This window comes from Saccharothrix sp. ST-888, from assembly GCF_000955975.1.
GTDB lineage: Bacteria > Actinomycetota > Actinomycetes > Streptomycetales > Streptomycetaceae > Kitasatospora.
Genome location: NZ_JYJF01000095.1, coordinates 1 through 20119 on the forward strand (window position 1 = coordinate 1; position 20119 = coordinate 20119).

The window sequence follows — 20119 nt, forward strand, 5'->3', positions numbered from 1 at the left end:
CCCACCACGGCAGGTCTCGAAGCCAATGGCTTCGAGAGACCAGTCCGCGCCTGCGGGTCCTGTTCCCGCCCCTGCTGCCAGTTGCCACCGCTGTCACCCGGCCAGAGGGTGGAAGACTTCCCAGACCCCGTAAGCCGTCGTGAAGAGAGCACCGCCAGCAACGTCGCTCGGCGTCACCAGACTCCACGTGTGGTGATGGCACCGCTGGAAGAGGCCCCTGCGGCGGTGCAGACACGGCCGCTTCCTAACAGTCATGGCCCCACATCTCGAAATTACCGCCGCTCCACCGATGACCAACAGCCCGAAGACGAGCAGCAACGGTTCCTCCCCCTGGATACCCGCGATCTCCCCCAGCCTTCATGGATAGCCGACTCACCGAAGCGGCAACAGTGCCAATCCCAGCCAACCTCAGCTCTCTTGGAGCACACCCGTTGCAGAACGTACGCCGCAGCGCGCCTCTACCGCTCCCCTGGAATGGTTTTGCTGATCACACCCGGACGCACCGTCATGTTCAGTACGATGACTGCCACTTCTGGGGTCTCGCCAGCAGGCCGGAGCCCTACTGCACCGTCCACTGGGGAGATCGTCCATGCCGTACACGGCCGAGATCAGCCGCACAAATCCGACGTGCTTCGTCTTCCTCGTCGACCAGTCCACCTCCATGAGCGACCCGATCGGCGGCGACTCACCGCAGAAGAAGGCCGACGTTGTGGCCGATGCCATCAATCGGTTGCTGACTGAACTGTCCGTCAAGTGCGCCAAGGAAGAGGGCGTACGTGACTACTTCCACGTCGCTGTGGTCGGCTACGGCGCGACGGTGGGATCCGCGTTCTCCGGTGCCCTCGCCGGCCGGGACCTTGTGCCGCTGAGCGAAGTCGCCGACAATCCGGCACGCGTGGACGATCGCACCAAGAAGGTCCCGGACGGTGCTGGCGGCCTGGTCGAGACAACGGTCGCCTTCCCGCTCTGGATGGACCCGGTCGCCAACGGCGGCACACCCATGAACAGGGCGCTCAAGTACGCAGAGACGCTGGTAGCAGGCTGGACCGAGCGGTATCCCGGGGGGTTCCCGCCCATCGTCATCAATCTGACGGACGGCGAGTCCACCGACGGTGACCCCACGGAGTCTGCCACGGCTATCACCGCGCACAGCACAGCGGACGGCGCGGCTCTGCTGTTCAACCTCCACGTCTCTGCAGCCGGTGGTTCCCCCGTCACCTTCCCCAGCTCCGACGCTGAGCTCCCGGACACGTACGCCCGAATTCTCTTCGCCATGTCGAGTCTGCTGCCCACCCATATGCGGTCGTATGCCGCCGCCCAGGGCCAGCGGGTCAGCGAGACAACTCGCGGCTTCGTGTACAACGCCGACATCACATCAGTCGTCCAGTTCCTGGACATCGGCACTCGCGCAACCGAACTGCGGTGACGTCACCAGGCCTGTACGTCACCAACCTGGTCTCACCGAAGCACGGCAGCACCCTGACCGAGTGCGAGGACGCCGTATGTGTCCTGCCGGACGTGCCCTTCGACGAACTGATCGGCGGGCCTGTAGCGGCAAGCGTGTGCGATGGCGCGACCGAGAGCGTGCTCGCCAAGGACTGGGCCCGGCTGCTGGCCGCCACCTCGGCGGCCAGTGCCCTGACCGATCCCGGCCTCTTCTCGTCGAGCACCGCCTTCGAGGAGTTCGCCACCAACGCCGTCGGGCAGTGGGATCCCTGGCTGGAGAGGTACACCAGCAGACGCGCCACGGAGGGCCGGCCTCTGAAGTGGTACGAGCAGACCAAACTGGTCGGCGGCGCCTATGCGACCATGCTGAGCGTCCGAATCACCCCAAGTCCCCTACCATGCAGTGGATCTAGGGAGAATCTCACGACCGCTCTATGGCAATGGCAGGCTGCTGCCCTGGGCGACACCTGCCTGTTCCACATCCGCGATGACGTGCCAATTCGGTCCTTCCCCGTCGAACACGCGGGAGACTTCGACACAGTGCCTGACCTCTTCGGAAGTCGGAACCACGACAGCGCCCTTCTCAGCAGCCGCACCCGTTTCGCTGAAGGAACCTGCCTCCCTGGTGACCGGCTGCTCTTGATGACCGATGCCCTGGCAGCTTGGTTCCTCGCTGCCCCGGAGCCGGCCGACGCCCTTCACCAGCTCCTGGAGTTCGGTGGTCCGCATGACACCGCCGCATTCTTCAACTGGCTGGAGGGCCTCCGGGCGCGGCAGGAACTACGCAACGATGACGTCGCCATCGTCCGAATTGACGTCGAAGGGAAGTAGGGATGGTCACCTCCACCGGCCCGATCCGGGACTTCCCTTCTGCCAGCGATTACCAAGAGGCCCTGCAACATCCTCAGTTGTGCTTCAACCACCCCGAGCTCAAAGCCTCCGTTCCCGAACTGACCAAACTCCGCCTGCCCAGGCCGATCTCGGGCGCGTTCGCCAGTGTCTTCTCCCTTACCAGTAACGCCTCAGGCCAGCGCTACGCCGTCAAGTGCTTCACGCGCCACGTACCTGATCAAGAAGCCCGCTACCAGGCCATCAGCGAGCAGCTCGCCACACTGTCCCCATCAGCGCTTTCTCAGCCCTGGAAGATGGGCTTCGAATATCTACCGGCCGCCATTCAGGTCGGGCGAGGGCGTTACCCGGTCCTGAAGATGGAGTGGGTCAAGGGCGTCACCCTCTCAGCCTGGCTCGACCACCATCACCGCGACAGTGCGGCCGTCGACCGCCTCGCCGACCACTTCTCCGATCTGACCGCCGATCTCGCCGCACACAGCATCGCCCACGGCGACCTGCAGCACGGCAACCTCCTGGTCGCCGATGACGGCACGCTTCGCCTTGTGGACTACGACGGTATGTATGTGCCGGCGCTGTCCGGCCGTGACGGAACGGAACGGGGCCACCGCAACTATCAGTCCCCTGCCCGCGGCAGCGACGACTTCGGCGCCGAGGTGGACCGCTTCTCCACGTGGGTCATCTACCTCGCACTCAAGGCTGTCGCCATCGACCCCGCCCTCTGGCCTCAACTGCACGAGCCACAAGGCGAGTACCTGCTACTGGCTGAGGACGACTTCAAGAACCCGTCGATCTCGCCGCGATTCCCGGCGCTGCTCTCCCACAGCGATCGCGAGGTACGGGACCTGGCCGATCAGGTCCGCTGCTTGGCGTGGCAGCCGCTGAACTCCCTCCCCCCGCTCATGCTCACTCCGGCGGCTTCGGTTTCAGCAGCTCCGTCCTCCCCATCGGCGACGCCCGGCACCCTTCCCAGCTGGATGACCGGCCATTTACCGCCTTCTGCCACCATGCAGGGCCCTTCCCCGGTTGGCCTGCCGGCGCGATTTACTGGCCGACGGGCGCTGGACGCCTTCGCCGCGGTCCTCCTGCTGGTGGCGCTTGTGATCCCTGCCCTACTGCTGGCCACCGGGACACCCACCGCATACTCCCTGTTCCCGACCGCCGTTGCCGTACTGGTCTCCCGGGCGACACGCCGCTCACGCACCGAGACGCAACTACTGCGAGAACACACTCTGGCGCTGAAGCAACAACACCGAGCTGCGGCCAATGCCGAGAAGGCTGCGGCAGCACTCCGACTGGAACGCGAGCGACTGGCCTCAGACGAGGACGATCGGAAGGCGAACCTTATCACTCAACGGAACTACTTGGTCCGCCAGCACCAGACCGACTTGGCCGAAGCCGAGCGCCGCAAGCTCAATACGTGGGCTTCTATCGACCACAAGATCAGTGCCGTGGAAAGCGGGCTGCAGACGGCCCTGGCCAGAGCCCTCGCAGCCGAACGAGCCGGTTTCGTCCAAACAGAGCTTCAGCGCGGCCGTGTCTCGACGGCACGCCTGCCCGGCATCGGCGAGAAGCTCAAAAGCGACCTGGCAGCCTCCGGGATCAGAACTGCCGCGGACTTCAGCGGAGTCCGGCTCAAGCAGACCACCAGCAGCGGTTACAACAACACTACGGCGGTGATCGTCATGGCTACCGGGCACGAAGTGAACGTGAAGGGCATCGGAGAAGCCAAGGCCCGCGCCCTGGACGCGTGGCGCGCCCAGCTGGTCTCGGCGGCACAGGCCCGGTGCACCATCCAGCTCTCGCCTTCACGCCGCCTGACCGTGACGTCAGAGTTCGATCGTCAGCGGGCCGAACTTGCCAACCGACGCCGAGCAGCCGAGACCGAGGCCACCAATCAGCGAAACCAAGCCGCACTACGCCTCCAGGACGGCCAGACCCGCCTTTCCAACGAAGCTGCGGCAGCTGCCGATCGCGCCCTGAAGCAACGTGAGGAATTCGCCCGCCGCGCCATCCAGATCCAGAACTCCCAGAACGGACTTGCCTCGGTAGAGGCCTCCTTCACCGAAGCCCGCCGCATCCGCCGGGCTCTCTCGTACTCCCACTATCTCCGCTTCGCCTTGATCGGACATTAGAACGGGCACGGCATCCGGAGCCCAACTGCCGGGCGTCATTCTCACCAGACCCCAGACCGCCGCCGAACTCACTCTCTCGGCCACGAGCCCGCGACCTGACGCACGTGACAGCAAGGGCCGGTTCCGGTTCTCGGCCTCGATGAAGCCGGACTCCAAGGATCGCTGGAGGCCGTACCGGCCGACCGCTCCAGAACTCCCGCGACGGATTCTTGCCCGTCTGGGGGAGCTGGAGAAGGGCTACACCTGAACGCTGTCGGTGCCGCCCTCTGCGCTGGGGCCGCTGGACCTGATCGCGGGTCCAGGTAGCGAGCGAGGCATGGCAGGTGGCGCAATGTCAGGTCGGAACCAGTTGCGGTGAAGGCCGCTGGCCCGGTGCTCAAGGCGGCTACAAGGCCTGGGGCTGGGCGACCCGACGACCGCAGGCCGACCACCAGGCCATCTCAGCGGTCCGACCAGCTGTCACCCAGTCAGTACAGACGCTCCTGCTGGCGTACGGGGTGCACCATGGAAGACCTGTCGGGCATGCCACTCGCGATGCCGACCGGCGACGGGTGGAAGGCCCGACTGCGGACCGAGGACCGGCCGCCTGGCCAGCGCGAGCACGTGCTGCTTGCTCGCCTCGCTGCGGCCGATGAAACGCTGCGACACGAGGATGCGATGCCCCTCGCCCAGGCCCAGGACGCCCTTGTCGAGGAGCTTGTGGTGCAACGAGCAGAGGCACAGGCCGTTGTCGACCTCGTCCGGCCCGTCGTGCGACCACCAGCGCACGTGCGCGGCCTCCAGCCCGACGCTGCTCGCACCGAGCATCCCGTCGTAGCCGCAGAAGGCGCACTGGAACTCATAGGCTGTCAGGACGAGTTCACGCATCCGGCGATCCCGCTGCCGTCGCGCAGCGGTCTCCGCGCCACCCGGCAGGCCGGCCACGAGCCCGGTCTCGGCCAGCTCCAGGTCGAGCCCGACGGCCTCGCACAGATCGGTGTGCAGTGACGGGGGGAAATGGATGTCCAGCAGCACTCTGGCCAGCCGCCCCAGGAGAGAAGGCTCCGTGGCGAGCGCTGTCCGCAACTCTGGCGCGAGCCTGCCGGTGGCGCCGCTGGAACGGAGAACCCGGACCCCACTTCCCGGACTTCCCTGCCCACGATCGGTCCTGACCTCCCACACACCGTCACTGACCAGATGATGGAAGGGATACGCGGGGGTCGTCGGGTTCGGTGGCCCGTACTCGACCAGCAGCCGCTTCAGCTCCTCCTCGACCGCGCTGTAGCGCAGTTCACCATCAGCGTCCTGCTGGAAGTTGCCGAGCGCGTACAGCAGCAGCAACGGCTTGTGCGGAGCCCGGACCTCGTTGTTCGTCCACTGCCGCAGCTTCGCCACCCGATCGAGCCAGTCCATGGCCGCCAGGGTAGTTCGTGGCACCGACGTCAACTCCGTTGTGGAGCTTGATGCCTCAGTCGAGATTGGGGTACATGCCGGCGAGGTAGTCGCCGATCTGTTGGCGCATGCTGGGGTGGATGTCGTACTGGTCAAGGTCGGCGGGCTGGATCCAGCGGACGCCGTCGGCCCCGTCGTTGATCGCGGACATCCGTATTCGTCACCTTGACGCAAATTCGCCGGAACAGGCTGGCCGCGCTGCTTGGGTCTGACATGCTGAAGGTCCATCGAGAGGGGCCTCAAACGATGCAGTGGAAGATCCACGGGGAACGTCCCATCTACGAGAACCCATGGGTGAACCTGTGGTTGGTCGACGTCGAGCAGCCCGACGGGCACCGCTGGGAACACCACGTGCTCAAGCTGCGGCATCTGGCCGTGGCCGCGGTGGTGAACGACCAGAAGCAGGTGCTGATGATGTGGCGGCACCGCTTCATCACGGACTCGTGGGCCTGGGAGCTTCCCATGGGCCTGATCGAAGCTGACGAGACCCCGGCCGAGGCCGCCGCCCGCGAGGTGTTGGAGGAGACGGGCTGGAAGACCGGTGAGGTCAAGCCGCTCATCTACGCGCAGCCTGCGAACGGGATCACCGACTCGGAACACTTCGTCTTCCGGGCCGACGCCGTCGAGTACACCGGACCGCCGACCGAACGGAACGAGTCGGACCGCATCGAGTGGGTTCCGCTGTCCGAGCTGCGCGGCATGATCGACCGCCGCGAGATCGTCAGCAGTGGCTCCCTGGTCGGTGTGCTGTACCTGCTGCTCGATGAGGCCGGCCTGTAGTCAGACGCTCATGTCCCGAATACGTACCGACAACTCGGCAGCCGGCCGGGCAGTGCGGTAGGGCACCAGCAGCTGACGGAACTCCTGGAGGTGCGCGAGCACTCTGGGGGACGCCACCTCGACTGCCAGGTCGAGGGCCCTCCCGGCCGTGGCGCACGCCAACTCCATATCTCGACGTTGGAGTTGGGTACGCGCGAGCCAGAAGGAATGGAACGCGCGCCCTCGCAGGTTCGCCGGTGCCTCGCTGCGCATGGCCTCTTCGATGAGCGGTTCGGCCGCCGACGCGTCGCCAAGCTGGCCCAACGCGATGCCGGTGTCGACGGTGAGCTTCGTCCGATCGAAGTACTGGACCCACGCCGGGCCGTCATCGGCCGGGTCGATCCGGTCGAAGTACCAGTGCGCTTCCTCGATGGCTCGGCGGGTGGACTCCTGGTCTTGCGCGCTGGCATGGCCGAAGGCTTCCCGCATGGACAGCATCGCCATCAGCCTCGGCGTGCCAGCATCGAACCGAGCGCTGTCCTGCGCGGCCCGGGCCAGGGTGATCGCGTCGCGGGCCTTGTCCTCGTAAGTGGCCTGGAGGCTGAGACAGGAGAGCACATTGGCGACGAACAGCCGGTCGTCGATCTCGCGCGCCAGGCGCAGAGCATCGGTGAAGTAGGTCCGAGCCGTGCTGTACTGCCGGGCGTCGAAGTACGTCCACCCCGTGAGGCGTGCGAGCTCGGCCGCGATGCCGTGGAGACTGCGCTGGTAGTTCGGATCGGCCGTGTCGCGCAGAATGCCCATGACGTATCGCAGTTGGCCCATCACGGCTGGCCGAAGGGCTCCACCGCCGTGCTCGTCGTCGCGTCGCCAGTAGTCCTCGATGGATGCTTGGAGGGACCTGAGAACCGTCGGCGTGGCCCTGGCACCGGCCGCGATGGCGAGGATGTCGTCCAGCTCGCGATCCGGCAGCACCGAATCCCCGGTTGAGGTGACCTGGTGGTTCATCGGCCGCGTGGCGTCTCGGGAAGGGGCCGACTGCCGCTCCCACGCTCGGGCAGCAAGGCCGACCATGTGGCCGGGAATGCGGAGGCCGTCCGCGATGCGCTCGATGACGGCCATGTTGGTGATCGTCCGGCTGCCCGCGATGACTTCACCCACTCGACTGGGCGTCAGCTCGCAGACCCTGGCGATGCGGGACGGATGGAAGCCACCCCTGGCCTTCGCCAACCCGAAGATGACCGCGAAGTCCCGCACCTTGCAGGCGGCAACCATCTCGGGATCCGCCAGTAAGCGACTCGGCAGCCCCGACGAAGGCGTGGATTCGGTCATGTCCGGCACCCCCAGCACCGGGAAGATCATCACTCGGTGTCACGTGGCATAACTGACCGCGAGTCTACCCATGGTGGGTACACACCTGGCCCTTATTCCGGAACCGCCCGCCCGGCAATCCTGGGGTTCCTCCGAGAGCAAGCCGGAGGAACCCCGGCTGAGAGGGCGGTCCGTGCTGATGAGCCCGACGAACAACGCCGAGCTGCCGGCACCACAGACGTGGGAGGTCGAGCCGGAGCTGGCGGCCGTCCCGTCAACCCGCCGCCTGATCAAGGGGATTGCCCAGCACTGGAGCGTTCCGCTGTCCGATGCCGCGCTGCGGGACGTCGAGCTCTGCTCCAGTGAAGTGCTCACCAACGCGGTCGAGCACACCGGCGCCCGGTTCCGGGTCACCGTGCGCTGGACCGGCGATCGTCTGCGCGTCGAGGTCGCGGACAACAGCCTCCGGACGCCCGACCCCGGCAGCGCTGAGGACATGATCACGGGTGGACGTGGTCTCGTCCTGGTCGAAGGACTCGCCCACTCCTGGGGCTGGTATCCCGAGGGCGCCGGCAAGGTCGTGTGGTTCGAGTGCGCCGCTGACCAACTGGTGACCGGAGACAGACGGCTCGCCGTCCTTGTCCACGCCACGCAGACCCAGACAGCTTGCCTGCCGCAGTCGGCCTGACCCGCCGCCGTCGTCGACATCCGCACCCGCCGACGGCCGCCCTCGGCGGTTACCACGACAGCGGAGGTACCTCACCAGGCTTAACGCCGTTCGGCGTTCTGGACCCCGGCCAGCCCCAACAGCTGGCCGGGCTCCAGCGCATCAACGTAGGGATGCCCGGGGGACCAGAGACGTCGTCGATCACGGAGAAAGCCGACGGGCGGTGGACTGCTCGCTCTTCACAGGGCCGGTCTGATACTCGAGGTAGTAGGCGAGCCGGTCGGTGTCGACCGGAACGCCGACCGAATCAGCCAGCGCCTGCGCCTGATCATCCGTGAGCGAGAGCATCGCGCTCCTCACGTCGGAGTGGCTGCCGAGAAGGGCCGTGACGGTCTTGTCAGTAAAGCTCTCAGGGAGTTCATGCAGCCGTGTCAGATAGTGGGCGTTGCGGTGGAAACCCAGCAGCACCCAGCCGTCGCGGTACGGGGGCCTGAGACGATCCGGAGCGAAGAGCCGGTTGAGCTGCATCGGGCTCATGGAGGCGAGGTCCACGTCGCCCGGGTCCGGCGGGGGTGGCGGTGAAGCGTGCAGCAGCTCCGTGTCCGCCACGACCCATACGTCGTACTCCTCGGTGGTGACCCCGCACAGGGCACTGCCGTCGGCTGCCATCGTGACGAACTCGGCGTGGCCGGCGCGGGCACCGTCGCCCACCAGGTGCTCGGACAGGTGGACATCGTCGGTGAGCCTCACCCTCGTCCACGGCTGGGATCGCGAGAGTGCGATCAGGAAGGTGCCTTGATCATCGATGACAGCCTGCAGCCTGGCCAGCCGGAGCCACTCCTTGTCGACTCTGGTGCTCAGGTCGTCACCGACAAGCGGTACCGCAGTAGTCGGCGTTTGCACGCCTGCGGTGACATGCCACGCCCGTTCGGGCGAGGGCAGCTGGCCGCCCTGGACGGTGCCCAGCGGCACCAGCCCACACAGTCGCAGGAGTTCGTCGAGGTGCTCGGTCACCCTGGACACTGACTGCCCTCCTGGTAGAAGAGATGGTGGTCGCCACCCGGCTTGTCGATCTTCTGATAGCGCTCGAAGCCGTCCCGGACGACATCCGATCCGCCCCAGCCGAAGTTGACGCCCTCTCGGAACGCGTCCTCGCCCCTGCCCTTGGGCATTCCAGCGTGGAAGTGCGGTCCCGCGGGATCACCGGTGTGCTCGATGACGAGTCGAGAGCCCTTCGGGGTCTCGAACTGCCGCATCTCGCCCCAGTGCGTCGGCTCGGTGTCATACACGTAGCCGGGCGCTCCTCGCCGAGTCACGTCGTTGCCAATCTGCCACTGCTCGTCTGGCACGGTGCCGTACGGGACGCCCGCAAGATCGAAGGCCTTTCGCTCGGCGTCCCCCCGTGACGGGAACGGGTTGCCGTGCTCCCCCAACGGTAGCTGCTCGGCCAGGCCGAGCGGATCTGCGGCCCTGAGCGGGTTGGCGACATAGCTGTGAGGGTTCGGGGCCGGGACGAGGCCGAGAGGGTCGGAGGTGAGGTAGCGGGCGGTGGTGGGGTCGTAGTAGCGGTGGACGTTGTAGTGGAGGCGGGTCTCGGGGTCGTAGTACTGACCGGGGAAACGAAGGGGTGTGCTGGTGGTGCTGTCCTTGGAGTTGGCTGTTGTGCCCCAGAGGGTGGTGCGGGCCTTCCAGGCGGTGGTGCCGTCGGGATTGAGGAGACAGGTGGGGGTGCCGATGAGGTCGGTGATGATCGCGAAGAAGCGACGGTCGACCTCTTCCTGGGAGGTGTCCGGGGTGGTGAGATGTTCGGTCTGGGCGATGGGGTGGAGACCCCGGTGGTCCCAGGTGAGGGTGTAGGGCCCGGGGAGATGGGGGCTGTGGGCAGTCTGTTCAGCGAGAGTGGTCGCGTCCCAGGTGAAATCCGTCCACTCCACCACGGTGGCGTCGTCTCCGGCGCCGGTGAGGTGCTGCTTGGCGATGCGGCGGCCGAACGGGTCGTACAGATAGCGCCACTGGGCGCCATCAGGCGTGGTAGCGGCCGTCAGGCGGTCTTCGGCGTCCCAGGTGTACCGCCAGAAGTCGACCCTCCCCGAGAGAGTGGTCTGGCGGCGGGTGGTGACCCGGCCTTGCGCATCGTGCTGGTAACTGAGGCGGCCGGCTGTCTGGATAAGGGTGCCGTGATAGGTGCGGGCACCCTGGGGCGCGTCGTCGCGGGCGGGCCAGCTCGCGTCGGTGAGGTTACCGACGCTGTCGTACACATAACGCTCGCTCCAGCCGGCGGCGTGCACGGCGGTGACCCGGCCGGCCAGGTCGAGATCAAAGCGGTGGGTGGCGCTGTGCTGGTCGGTGACGTCAGTCAGACGGCCGTCGGGGCGGTAGGTGTACGCGCGGTGCTGCAGGGTGCTGGGACTGCCCGCGCCGACGAGGGACTGGGCGGTAAGGCGGTGGAGCGTGTCCCAGGCGGAGACGAGCGCGAGCTGGTCGTTGAGGTGGCGGGTCGTCTCCCGACCGAGAGCATCCCGCTCGAACCTGACGGTATGCCCGCCGGTGGTGAGGGTGCTCGGGCGGCCGGCGCCGTCATAGGTCCAGGTGCTGAGACTTCCAGAAGGTGTCCGGCGACTGATCCGGCGACCGAGAAGGTCGTACTCAAAGCTGACGGTACGTCCATTGATGGTCTCGGCGACGAGTCGACCGAGCACATCGTGGCGGCGAGTCAGTTCGACGGTAGGGCTGGCCGCTTGGACCAGACGGTCACCCTGATCGTAGCTGTAGGTCGTGATCTCCCCGTCGGCGTCCTTGGCGACCAGATTGCCGAGCAAGTCGTAGGTGTGGGTGATCGTCTGGCCAAGACCGTTCATACGGGATGCCAGTCGTCCGGCCGCGTCGTGCGTATAGGAGAGCGTTCGTCCGTTGAAGTCGGTCTCGGCCGCCACACGGCCTACCGGATCGTGAGTGTAAGTCCAGGTCAGGCCCTGGGGATTGGCGACCTGAGTGAGCTGGAGCTCGGCGTTATAGGCAAAGGTGTAGCGGTTTCCGTCGGGGCCGGTGGTGGTGGCGAGCTTGTTGAAGTGGGTGTACTCCATCGCCGTCACCCCGCCGACCTGATCGGTGTGAGTCAGGGTGTTGCCCTCAAGGTCGTACGCCCAGTACTCGACCGAACCGTCCGGTGCCGTACGTGAAACCGGTCGGCCCTCGATCGTCCACGAGTAGCGAGTGGTCTGCCCCAGCGGGTCGGTGACGGCAACCGGGCGGCCGAAGGCGTCGCGCTGGTACAGGGTCCGGCCGCCCAGTGCGTCGGTGGACTCGACGACCAGGCCGGCCTGGTTGCACTGGATGTTCGTCGTGGAGCCGAGAACGTCGGTCACGGTCGAGAGGCGGCCGGCGTCGTCGTAACCGAAGCGGGTCGTCGCACCGGCGGGGTCGGTCACTTCGGTTTGGTTACCGGCCGCATCGTAGGCATGGCGCCACGTCGCACCATCGGGAGCCTGCACCTTCACGGGCTGCTGGAAGCTGTTGTACCAGGCGGACAGGCTGGAGCCATCGGGCCTCTCGATCCGGATGGGATCACCGTTCGGGTCCAGTGAGAAGCGGGTCGTGCGCCCAAGCGCGTCGGCGTGGGCGAGCAGGTGGCCGTAGCGGTCGTGCTGAGTGTCTACGGTGTGACCAGCCGCGTCCACCGTCCTGATGATGTGCTGCTGCTCGTCGTAGTGGTGACAGGTGCGGCGGCCAAGACTGTCAGTCACCGTGTTGACCCGGTTCAGGTCGTCGTAGGCGAAGGTGGCATCCAGGGCACCGTTCGAGCCGTGCCCCCTGATCACCCTGCCGTCGGGGCCGTATTCGTACTGGTACCAGAACCCGTTGCGGTCGGTCCATGAGGTGACGCGATCCCGGGAGTCGTAGCCATAGACGAGTGGGGCACCGGAGGAGTCGGTGATCTCGGCCAGGCGGCCTCGGGCGTCGTAGCCGTAGCTGACGACGGTGGTGCCGAGCCCGTGGTTGGTGCCGTCCAACAGCCGCAGGGCCTCTATTCGGGGGCCGGCGGCAGTGTGGATGACGTCGGCCGCGACCCGGTAGCCACCCGAGTGGTGGATCTCGGCGGGCAGCCCGCCATCGTCATACAGGTGGTCGATGCGGTGGCCGTTACGGTCGGTCAGGGCGCTGAGCGGGCGCGTCGCTCCAGCCTCGGGCACGCCTTCGAAGTGACGTACCCAGCCGGTCCGGAGGTCCTCGATCCGGATGGTGTCGGTGCTCTCGTCCCAGGTAAGCGGCCAGCGCGCCCCATCCAGGGGAAGCACCTGTTCGCCCGGCGCGGCGGGCAAGGGGTAGTGCAGAATCTGCGAGTCGTCGCCGGCGAAGTGGATACCCGTGTCGTCGATCTGCACCCGCTGGTCGAGCGTGGAGGACCAACCGGGCCCGAACCACTGCCCGCCGCAGTAGTCAGATGCGTAGGACCGTCGCAGCACAAGGGGCAGCAGACCAGGCAGTTCGAGATCGGTCTTCGACATAATCATCTGCCCGGAGACCACGTCGACCGGGTCACCGCCGGTCCGACACCTGCGGTTGCCCTCCGAGCGCTGACCCCCCTTGCTGGGGCCACCCAGCGACGGCCCTCCCCTGCTGGACCGGCCGCCGCCGCGGGGCGCATGGGGCGCATGGGGGAGGTCGTTCTTGCCTCCGCCGAGGATCTTCTTGAGTTCGGCCGCGTGCTTGGCATCGGTCTCGCGGTGGTTGTGGGCGACCTTCTTCAGGTTGTCGCCCGTCTTGCGGTAGAAGTCCTTCACCGCCTTGCCTGCATCCTCGGCCAGAGTTTTGCCCAGCTTCTGAGCCCCGTGCTCCAGGGCCTTGACGATCTGGTTGCTCACTCGAAGCTCACCCCCGCAATCCTCGACTGGAACACCTGCGCGTGCCCCGTCACTGTCTCGGCGTGGTCATGCATCACCCGTGCGTGCCCCTCCAGCGCATCCGGATCGATCCGGAAACCTGCACCGGCGCCACCGCCGGACACCCCGAGCGCTGACTGTGCAGCCTCGTACACCAGCCCGCTCACGGCCCCCGCCACTGTCTCGATCAGCGGATCGATCGCGGCCTCGATCACCTGGCCGATGATGTACTGCTCCAACTGCTGCTCGAGGTAGTTGATCAGCCGCTTGGCCGTCTCCTCGATCAGGATCACTGCGGCCTCAGCCGCACCGAACGTCGCCACCGCCGCCGCCTGATCCGCCACGAACGCCGCAGCCAGCGCGACCAGTTCGGCGATCGTCTCGACCTTCATCGCCACGATCACATCGGCAGCCACATCCAGTGCTGTCGCCACCACATGACACGCCTCAACCAGTTCCTTCATGTGACGGTCCGACAGCTGTGCCCACTTGGCCAGCAGCGCCTCATACGAAGCCCCCTCGTACGCCTCACCAAGCCGCTGGACCGTCGCCGTCGAGTCCTGGTGCGCGGACTCCAAGTTCTGAGCGAACTCCCGTACGTGCGAGGCGAACTCACGAACCTTGTCCTCGTTCACCGTCGGCCAGTTGATGCCGATGAACGACAGGAACGACACCACCTCACCAGGCAACTCAATCGCCACAATGCCCCCCTTTGGCAGATGATCCGATAGAGGCTACCTCGTCGCCGCGAGGGGACGCCCCGGTAGGCGCATGCGACAGCGCAGGAAAGGAGGCGGACAACTGCCCGCCCACGCTCTCGAAGTCCGGGCGCCATCGCCGAGGAAGCCCTATTGGATCGTCACCCTCGGGACCGACACTCACCCACACGACCCACCTGAAACGCGTCCCGCCGACCTCCACGAACCGCTTCGAACCAGAAGCTGGGAAACCCGAGCGGGAGGCGCACCAGTCGTTGAGTACCTACAAGCCAGAGAAACCACTCACCGCTGATCGGCGGCCAAACCCCTGCTGCGCCGTCGGCCGATCAAATCCACATCGGGTGACACAGGCCACCAAAAGTTGATCTCGCGATTCGAGATGCTTTCACCGGAGGCCACCTACGGGCGGTTGATGATCTCCCTGAAAGCCTTCACCGAACCTCCGGCCAGCGCGCATCTGGCACGACGGGCACATATTGGTCTAGACAATAAAGAAGCCCCAGGTCGTTGACCTGGGGCTTTACCTCTGAGCGGGCGACGAGAATCGAACTCGCGCTATAAGCTTGGGAATCTTTGGACCTTCGGGCCAAAAAGTGCCCCTGACCTGCACTGATACCGACACTATCGCCCCTCTGGCCACCCGGCGCAGACCGCTGCCGACCGCCGTTCTCCACCCGTTCTGGCACGGATCTGGCACGCGCCGCAGCCGCACCAGAAGGACCCTCGATTGGTCGAATACAAGTTCGACTAAATGTCGCCCTAAAGGTACAGACTTCGCTGGCGCCTGCTCGGAGGATGGTGCTGGGGAGATCAGTCCGCCATCCTTTCGAGGTCTGTCGTGTTGGGAGTCATCGCCGAGTGGAGTGTCCTCCTGATCTGGGGCGTCTCGCTTGTGGGCGTCCTGCTCGAGAGGGTGCGAGTGCTCTTGGAGAGGGCTACCTGTGTCGTTCGCGCTTGGCGTGAGCTTCGCCGGGAGATGCATCCGCCCGCCGCCGACGCGGACCGGCGAATGGCCGGTCCATGATGCAGTCGCCCGGACGGCCACCCGCATGGCGGGGCCTGCCCAGCGTCTCGGGGTGCGGCAACGCCACGGCACCAGGCAGCGGCCCCTACCTCAGGGGCCAGTGAGTACCTGCTCGTTCTCACTGATCACCACCCCGCTCCGGGCCCGGATGCCCACGGCCCGCGGGTGGCCCTGGTGCGCAAGTGCCTCGACCACCTTGGCCACCGCGGTCTCCACGACTTCGTGCTCCCAGACCCGCAAGGGGAGCCACCCCAGCCTGAGAAGGTGTGCATCGGTGTCCTCGTCACGACGGACGTTGTTCTGGAGCTTGTCCCACCACCACTCCGCGTTGTGCTTCGGCATGTGCAGGTGCTTGGGACACGCGTGCCAGAAGCAACCCTGCACGAACACCGCAGTCCGCCAGCGCACGAACGTGACGTCCGCCCGACGCCGCCGCTTATTCGGGATGGGAAGGTTCACCCGGTACCGGAACCCCAACGAGTGCAACGCTCGCCGCAGCGCGAGTTCGGGCCGGGTGTCCACACTGCGCTGCGCCATCATCACGCGCCGGGCATTGGCGTCCCGGGGCGGCGGCACACCCGCCCGGCCAGCTCTGTCTCCCATGCGCTGACCAACCGCGATCCGGAGTTCTGGTCACTCCCGGTCCCTCGTCTCGGGCCTACACGTCATCGCACCGCTCCGATGGGCCTGGTTTCGGCCGCAGGCTACGCGAACAGCCAGGGGAACTCGTGTGTGTTCAGTGAGCCCAAGTAGAGCGCAAGGTTCTGCTGGCTGGGCGTCGGGTCGGGCGGCAGCGCCACGCCAGTCACCACCGTTGGCCCCGATGAGCCCTCGTTGTGCCCTGGGCCTGCCCCAGCTGCCCTGCTGGGATCAGTTCGCGGCTAATCGAGCATGACGGTCTCGGAACGAACCCGGCTGGTCAGTTCGAGGAGTTCAGGTCTGTCGTCGATCAAGGTCCGAAGAGCCCTGAGAGCCATCGAGATCGCGTCGCGCCGACCCTCGATTACCTTGTTCATCTGGGTTGATTCGTGGGCTCCATGGACGATGCTGCTGCGAAGGCTGTAGATCGACTTCGCCCGTAGGTACACCTTTTCCCGATCCTTGGGTGCCGTCTCAAGCAGGCGTGCGAGACAGATTGACACCCGCATCGTCAGCTCTGCCCTGTCTCCGAATATTGCTTCCCAAGCGATCACTGCGTCGATCAGAGCATCAACGGGGTCATGTCGCTCGGCCGTCGCCCGGAGCAGCTTGGGGATGGCCGGGCCAAGACAGTCGATGGGGACGCTATCGAGCTTGATGATCCACTTTCTCCACGCCTCGCACTGTTCCTGGGTCAGTTGAGTCGGCGTACGTGGCAGGGCAAGCGCGAGCTCACGACGTCCGAGTGTCCGGATCAGCTCAAGCGGTTCGACGATGCGTTGCCAGGTCGGTACCACGACAGGCGGCTCGGCCCCCTCCCACGCGAGGAGATACGCGAGACGAACACGGTCGATGATCTCCTGGAGGTGCTGTTGGCTGCTCAGGTCAGAAGGAGCAGGAGGGGTCGTCGAGTTGGGGTGGAGCTTCGCCGTATAACGAACCTCAGCCTCAAGCACCACGTCGCCCGCGTCGCGGATGACCGTCGTTGTTCCGTCGTCGTTCTGTACGGCGAGCCGACCCGAGCTCATCTGGCCAATAGGCCAGAACTGGTGCTCTGCCTCCTCAGCGGCTCTCAAGCACCCCCAAGGGAGCACCAATCGGGTGCCCACCGGGAGGAGGACTCCGGTGAAGCCGGCCAACCCTAGTGCGGTCGACTCCGCGCCAGCCAATACGGAGCGTGCGGCGTCCAGTCTCGCTGGAAGTTCATCAAGGAGCTGCGGCAGAGATGGGAACACCCCGTGCGTAGTAGCCCACTCGAAGGCGGCCCGTACGATCGCTGGTCCGAGTGAAGCGAGCTGGATGCCTCCACCAGTTCCGGTCGAACTTGTCAGCGTGATCCAATCGAAGGGCTGAGACGCTGAGTCGAAGGGAAGCTGTGAGTCCTCGGCGACCGCTCTCTGCAGGTTCTGGGAGGCTTGATCGAACGGGCTGGCAACGAGCGGAGACCAGGTGGAGGCGAGCATGAGGCCGTAGTTGTGGGTGGCCCAGGCTCGAAGCTCGTCAAGGGTGGCGTCATCGGACTCGAACGTGTCGCTGCTTGTCTGCTCTGGTTCCAACGAGCTACGGATCTCGTTCAGTACCTTGGCCGGTTCGCCAGCAACGGCGGCGCGCAGGCGAAGGCTGGGCGGTATCTCAGAGGGCACTTCCGCATCGCTTATGCGTGTGTGGAACGCCGTGATGGCAGCGGCCTGAGCCGTGTCGAGGGGTGAACTCCCATCGATGGCAAACAGCCAGTTGACGAATGGCGAACCGAACGAGGCGTAGAGCTCGTCAAGAAGTGCCTGGTGCGTGGCATCCATGAAGTGAACCTAGCGCTCTCCAAGGATCGGTGAGGCCACAAGGACGAATGGCTCGCGAGCACCGCGGATTGGCCACAGCAGCCACGAGGATGGGCCGCCAATGCGACGCGGTAAGCGCACAGTTCCCGACCTCAGGGTGGGGGTTCGTGATGCTCGAACCGGCCGCGTTCATGTCCCCGCTCCGCTAGCCTGATTGGGGTGACGGACGCGACTTTCGACGGCCCAAGCGGTGCTCGGTACAGCGAGATCGCAGAGGATCTGGCGGTTCTCGGCGAAGCCTTCGGGCTGGGTGAGGTGCGGGAGTGCCGCTTCCTGTCGGACGGGTTGATGAACGGGAACTGGCGGCTGGATACGGCCGAGGGCTCGTTCGCGTTGAAGCGGATCATGGATGTGCCGCTGTCGCTGGCACGTCGGAACCTGGCTGTGCTGTCGGCGCTGGCCGACGATGGCCTGCCGGTGGGCAGGGCGCGGGTCTCCTCGACCGGGGACACGGTGGTCGAGGTCGCCGGTCGCGGGTACTGCGTGATCCCGTGGCTGGAGGGGGGCCATCAGCCGGGTACGGCTCTCTCGATGGAGCAGGCTGGTGATCTCGGTGGTCTCCTAGGTCGGATCCACCAGTGCTTGAACGGTGAGCGGGTGGCCGGTCTGCTGCCGCCTGCGCCAGCACAGGTGACCGTTTCGGCGACCACCCCCGCTGCCGCCCACGCGGAGGCGGACCGCTTCCTGGCGTTGATTGCGGGCTTGGAGATCCGGACGGCATTCGATACCGAGGCCGTCGCGGCGTTGGCTGAGCGCAAGGTGCTGCTGGAGAAGTACGGGAGCGAGCACCCGGCCGGCGAGGTGGCAGTCGGTCCGGTGGGGTGGACGCACGGTGACTTGCAGCACCGGAACGTGCTCTGGCGCGACGGCGAGATCGTCGGGGTGATCGACTGGGACCGGATCCGGGTCCGGCCGTTCGGCGAGGAGGTCACCCGCACCGCCACGGTGCAGTTCGGCGGTGAGGACGGCTTCCTCGACCTGGAGCGGACCTCCGCGTTCGTGGCCGGCTACCGCTCGGTGATGCCCCTCTCGGTGCCAGCGCTGGCGGATGCGGTGGAGCGGCTGTGGTGGAAGCGCATGTCGGACTACTGGCAACTGGTCTTCCACTACGACCGCAACGATCACTCGTGCGATCACCTGTTCCTGCCTGCCGAGCGGTTCCTGGCCTGGTGGAGCGAGCGGCGCGACGAGGTGCAGGCGGCGTTCGCGGCTATGCCGTGAGCACTGTGCGCATCAGCACGACGGCAAGGGCTTCGGCCACCTGCTCCATGTAGTCCGCGGCGGGGATCTGCGGCACCTTGAGGACGATCATCTGCCGCAGGGCCTTGTAGTAGTTCGGCAGTTCGTCCCTGGTCGGCGGCTGATAAGGGCTGTCGGCGAGGCGGGGCCAGTAGCGGGCGGCCAGGTCGGGGCGTTGCAGCAGCGGGGTCTGGGTCCAGTCCTCGTACTGGGCGCGGAGGGGGACGCCGGCGGCCCGGCACTTCTCGTGGAGCGTCTTCGGGTCGGGCACGCGGACGTTGATCGTCAGCGGGGTGCCGTACCAGCCTCGGACGGAGAGTTCGCCGATCCCGGGCCAGGCGACAGGTGCGTCGTACTCCTCCAGGGCCTTGCGCAGGGTGGACAGGTTCTGTTCGGCGGCGAGCATCCGGTCGGGCAGCGAGCGCAGTTGCCGGCGGGCGATGACGGCGGAGAGCGCGGGCATCCGGTACTTGTACGCGGCCCCGGTGGCGGCGAGCGGCTTCAGCCCGGGGAGGGTGAGTTCGGCGGCGAGCCGAGCGGGGTGGTGGCCGAGGGTGAGGGCGCGCTCGTAGATCTCGCGGTCGGAGGTAGTCAGGACGCCGCCTTCGCCACCGGAGACGGACTTAGACTCCTGGAGGCTAAAGCATCCGGCGGCGCCCCAGGAGCCGACTGCCCTGCCCTGGTAGACGGCGCCGTGGGCGTGCGAGCAGTCCTCGACGATCGGCAGGTCGGTGGCCTTGGTGAGCCGGTCCATGCGGGCGGGGATGCCCCAGGTGTGGGTGGCGAGGACGGCGGAGCACTGGTCGGCGATCTGTGCGACTGCGGTGGCGGCGATGTTGGGGCTATCGGGCTCGATGTCGCAGAAGACGGGGTAGCTGCCCGCCTGGAAGACCGCGGTGATGGCGGAGATCCAGGTCATCGGGGAGACGGCGACGCCGGCTTCGGGGTTGGCACCGATCGCGTGGAGCGCGGCGTGCAGGGAGGCGGTACCGGAGTTGAACGAGAGCGCGTGACGGGTGCCGGCGAGGCGGGCGAAGGCGGCTTCGAGGGCGTTGGTGGCCGGGCCTCGGTTGATCTCGGAGAGGTGGCCGTCGTCGAGGAGCTTGAGGACGGCGTCCTTCTCGGCCCGTCCGTACTTGGGCTCCCGGGGGAACGGGAGGGTGACCTTGGGGTTGCTCATGG

Annotated in this window: 15 protein-coding genes; 6 read left to right on the forward strand and 9 right to left on the reverse strand. The window is 66.5% G+C overall.

Annotated features, from left to right (window positions below):
• Positions 1-589: 589 nt before the first annotated feature.
• The 3 genes from UK12_RS25065 to UK12_RS25075 all read left to right on the forward strand — a co-directional run bounded on the left by UK12_RS25065 (position 590) and on the right by UK12_RS25075 (position 4430).
• Complete coding sequence (locus tag UK12_RS25065; protein WP_045305402.1) at positions 590-1426, forward strand: vWA domain-containing protein; 837 nt, start codon at positions 590-592, stop codon at positions 1424-1426.
• 92 nt (positions 1427-1518) lie between these two features.
• Positions 1519-2277, forward strand: coding sequence for a hypothetical protein (locus UK12_RS25070; RefSeq protein ID WP_197085155.1), 759 nt, complete (start codon positions 1519-1521; stop codon positions 2275-2277).
• Positions 2278-2279: 2 nt separating this feature from the next.
• Positions 2280-4430, forward strand: a complete 2151-nt coding sequence (locus UK12_RS25075) for a protein kinase family protein (protein WP_045305404.1) — start codon at positions 2280-2282, stop codon at positions 4428-4430.
• A 459-nt stretch (positions 4431-4889) separates the two neighbouring features.
• Here UK12_RS25075 and UK12_RS25080 read toward each other — a convergent pair whose 3' ends face one another.
• The gene (locus UK12_RS25080) at positions 4890-5846 is read right to left on the reverse strand and encodes a phosphorothioated DNA-binding restriction endonuclease (RefSeq protein WP_231591380.1); all 957 of its coding nucleotides are present in this window, start codon (positions 5844-5846) and stop codon (positions 4890-4892) included.
• Positions 5847-5877: 31 nt separating this feature from the next.
• A complete protein-coding gene (locus UK12_RS44555; RefSeq protein WP_269432044.1) occupies positions 5878-6012 on the reverse strand; it encodes a hypothetical protein in 135 nt (44 codons plus the stop codon).
• A gap of 143 nt (positions 6013-6155) precedes the next feature.
• On the opposite strand from UK12_RS44555, the gene UK12_RS25085 reads away from it, so the two are divergent.
• Complete coding sequence (locus UK12_RS25085; protein WP_197085156.1) at positions 6156-6641, forward strand: NUDIX hydrolase; 486 nt, start codon at positions 6156-6158, stop codon at positions 6639-6641.
• Here the strand turns inward: UK12_RS25085 and UK12_RS25090 are convergent, their stop codons facing one another.
• On the reverse strand, positions 6642-7982 hold the full coding sequence (locus UK12_RS25090; RefSeq protein ID WP_197085157.1) for a hypothetical protein: 1341 nt from the start codon (positions 7980-7982) through the stop codon (positions 6642-6644).
• 148 nt (positions 7983-8130) lie between these two features.
• On the opposite strand from UK12_RS25090, the gene UK12_RS25095 reads away from it, so the two are divergent.
• Positions 8131-8619, forward strand: a complete 489-nt coding sequence (locus UK12_RS25095; RefSeq protein ID WP_052682143.1) for an ATP-binding protein — start codon at positions 8131-8133, stop codon at positions 8617-8619.
• Positions 8620-8799: 180 nt separating this feature from the next.
• On the opposite strand, the gene UK12_RS36915 is transcribed toward UK12_RS25095, so the two are convergent.
• The 5 genes from UK12_RS36915 to UK12_RS25125 all read right to left on the reverse strand — a co-directional run bounded on the left by UK12_RS36915 (position 8800) and on the right by UK12_RS25125 (position 17659).
• A complete protein-coding gene (locus tag UK12_RS36915) occupies positions 8800-9612 on the reverse strand; it encodes a hypothetical protein (RefSeq protein WP_156178919.1) in 813 nt (270 codons plus the stop codon).
• Positions 9609-13460 carry a DUF6531 domain-containing protein gene (locus tag UK12_RS25105; RefSeq protein ID WP_045305407.1) on the reverse strand — a complete coding sequence of 1284 codons (3852 nt, stop codon included), beginning with the start codon at positions 13458-13460 and terminating at the stop codon, positions 9609-9611. Before UK12_RS25105 ends, UK12_RS36915 begins: the two co-directional genes overlap by 4 nt.
• Positions 13457-14179, reverse strand: a complete 723-nt coding sequence (locus UK12_RS25110; protein ID WP_045305408.1) for a WXG100 family type VII secretion target — start codon at positions 14177-14179, stop codon at positions 13457-13459. Before UK12_RS25110 ends, UK12_RS25105 begins: the two co-directional genes overlap by 4 nt.
• Before the next feature lie 1132 nt (positions 14180-15311).
• On the reverse strand, positions 15312-15824 hold the full coding sequence (locus tag UK12_RS25120; RefSeq protein WP_082119923.1) for a very short patch repair endonuclease: 513 nt from the start codon (positions 15822-15824) through the stop codon (positions 15312-15314).
• Between the two features lie 278 nt (positions 15825-16102).
• Positions 16103-17659 carry a HEPN domain-containing protein gene (locus UK12_RS25125; RefSeq protein WP_045305410.1) on the reverse strand — a complete coding sequence of 519 codons (1557 nt, stop codon included), beginning with the start codon at positions 17657-17659 and terminating at the stop codon, positions 16103-16105.
• 198 nt (positions 17660-17857) lie between these two features.
• Here UK12_RS25125 and UK12_RS25130 point away from each other — a divergent pair, with 198 nt between their 5' ends.
• Positions 17858-18919 carry a phosphotransferase gene (locus UK12_RS25130; RefSeq protein ID WP_197085158.1) on the forward strand — a complete coding sequence of 354 codons (1062 nt, stop codon included), beginning with the start codon at positions 17858-17860 and terminating at the stop codon, positions 18917-18919.
• On the opposite strand, the gene UK12_RS25135 is transcribed toward UK12_RS25130, so the two are convergent.
• Positions 18909-20117 (reverse strand): DegT/DnrJ/EryC1/StrS family aminotransferase, encoded by a 1209-nt coding sequence (locus UK12_RS25135; RefSeq protein ID WP_045305412.1) that lies wholly within the window; start codon positions 20115-20117, stop codon positions 18909-18911. The genes UK12_RS25130 and UK12_RS25135 overlap by 11 nt on opposite strands.
• Between the last annotated feature and the right edge of the window lie 2 nt (positions 20118-20119).

Bases quoted from the DNA above. Each gene is read 5' to 3' on its own strand.
- UK12_RS25065 (WP_045305402.1), top strand. From the start codon at position 590: ATGCCGTACACGGCCGAGATCAGCCGCACAAATCCGACGTGCTTCGTC.
- UK12_RS25075 (WP_045305404.1), top strand. From the start codon at position 2,280: ATGGTCACCTCCACCGGCCCGATCCGGGACTTCCCTTCTGCCAGCGAT.
- UK12_RS44555 (WP_269432044.1), bottom strand. From the start codon at position 6,012: ATGTCCGCGATCAACGACGGGGCCGACGGCGTCCGCTGGATCCAGCCC.
- UK12_RS25090 (WP_197085157.1), bottom strand. From the start codon at position 7,982: ATGATCTTCCCGGTGCTGGGGGTGCCGGACATGACCGAATCCACGCCT.
- UK12_RS25095 (WP_052682143.1), top strand. From the start codon at position 8,131: ATGAGCCCGACGAACAACGCCGAGCTGCCGGCACCACAGACGTGGGAG.
- UK12_RS25120 (WP_082119923.1), bottom strand. From the start codon at position 15,824: ATGGGAGACAGAGCTGGCCGGGCGGGTGTGCCGCCGCCCCGGGACGCC.
- UK12_RS25125 (WP_045305410.1), bottom strand. From the start codon at position 17,659: ATGGATGCCACGCACCAGGCACTTCTTGACGAGCTCTACGCCTCGTTC.
- UK12_RS25135 (WP_045305412.1), bottom strand. From the start codon at position 20,117: ATGAGCAACCCCAAGGTCACCCTCCCGTTCCCCCGGGAGCCCAAGTAC.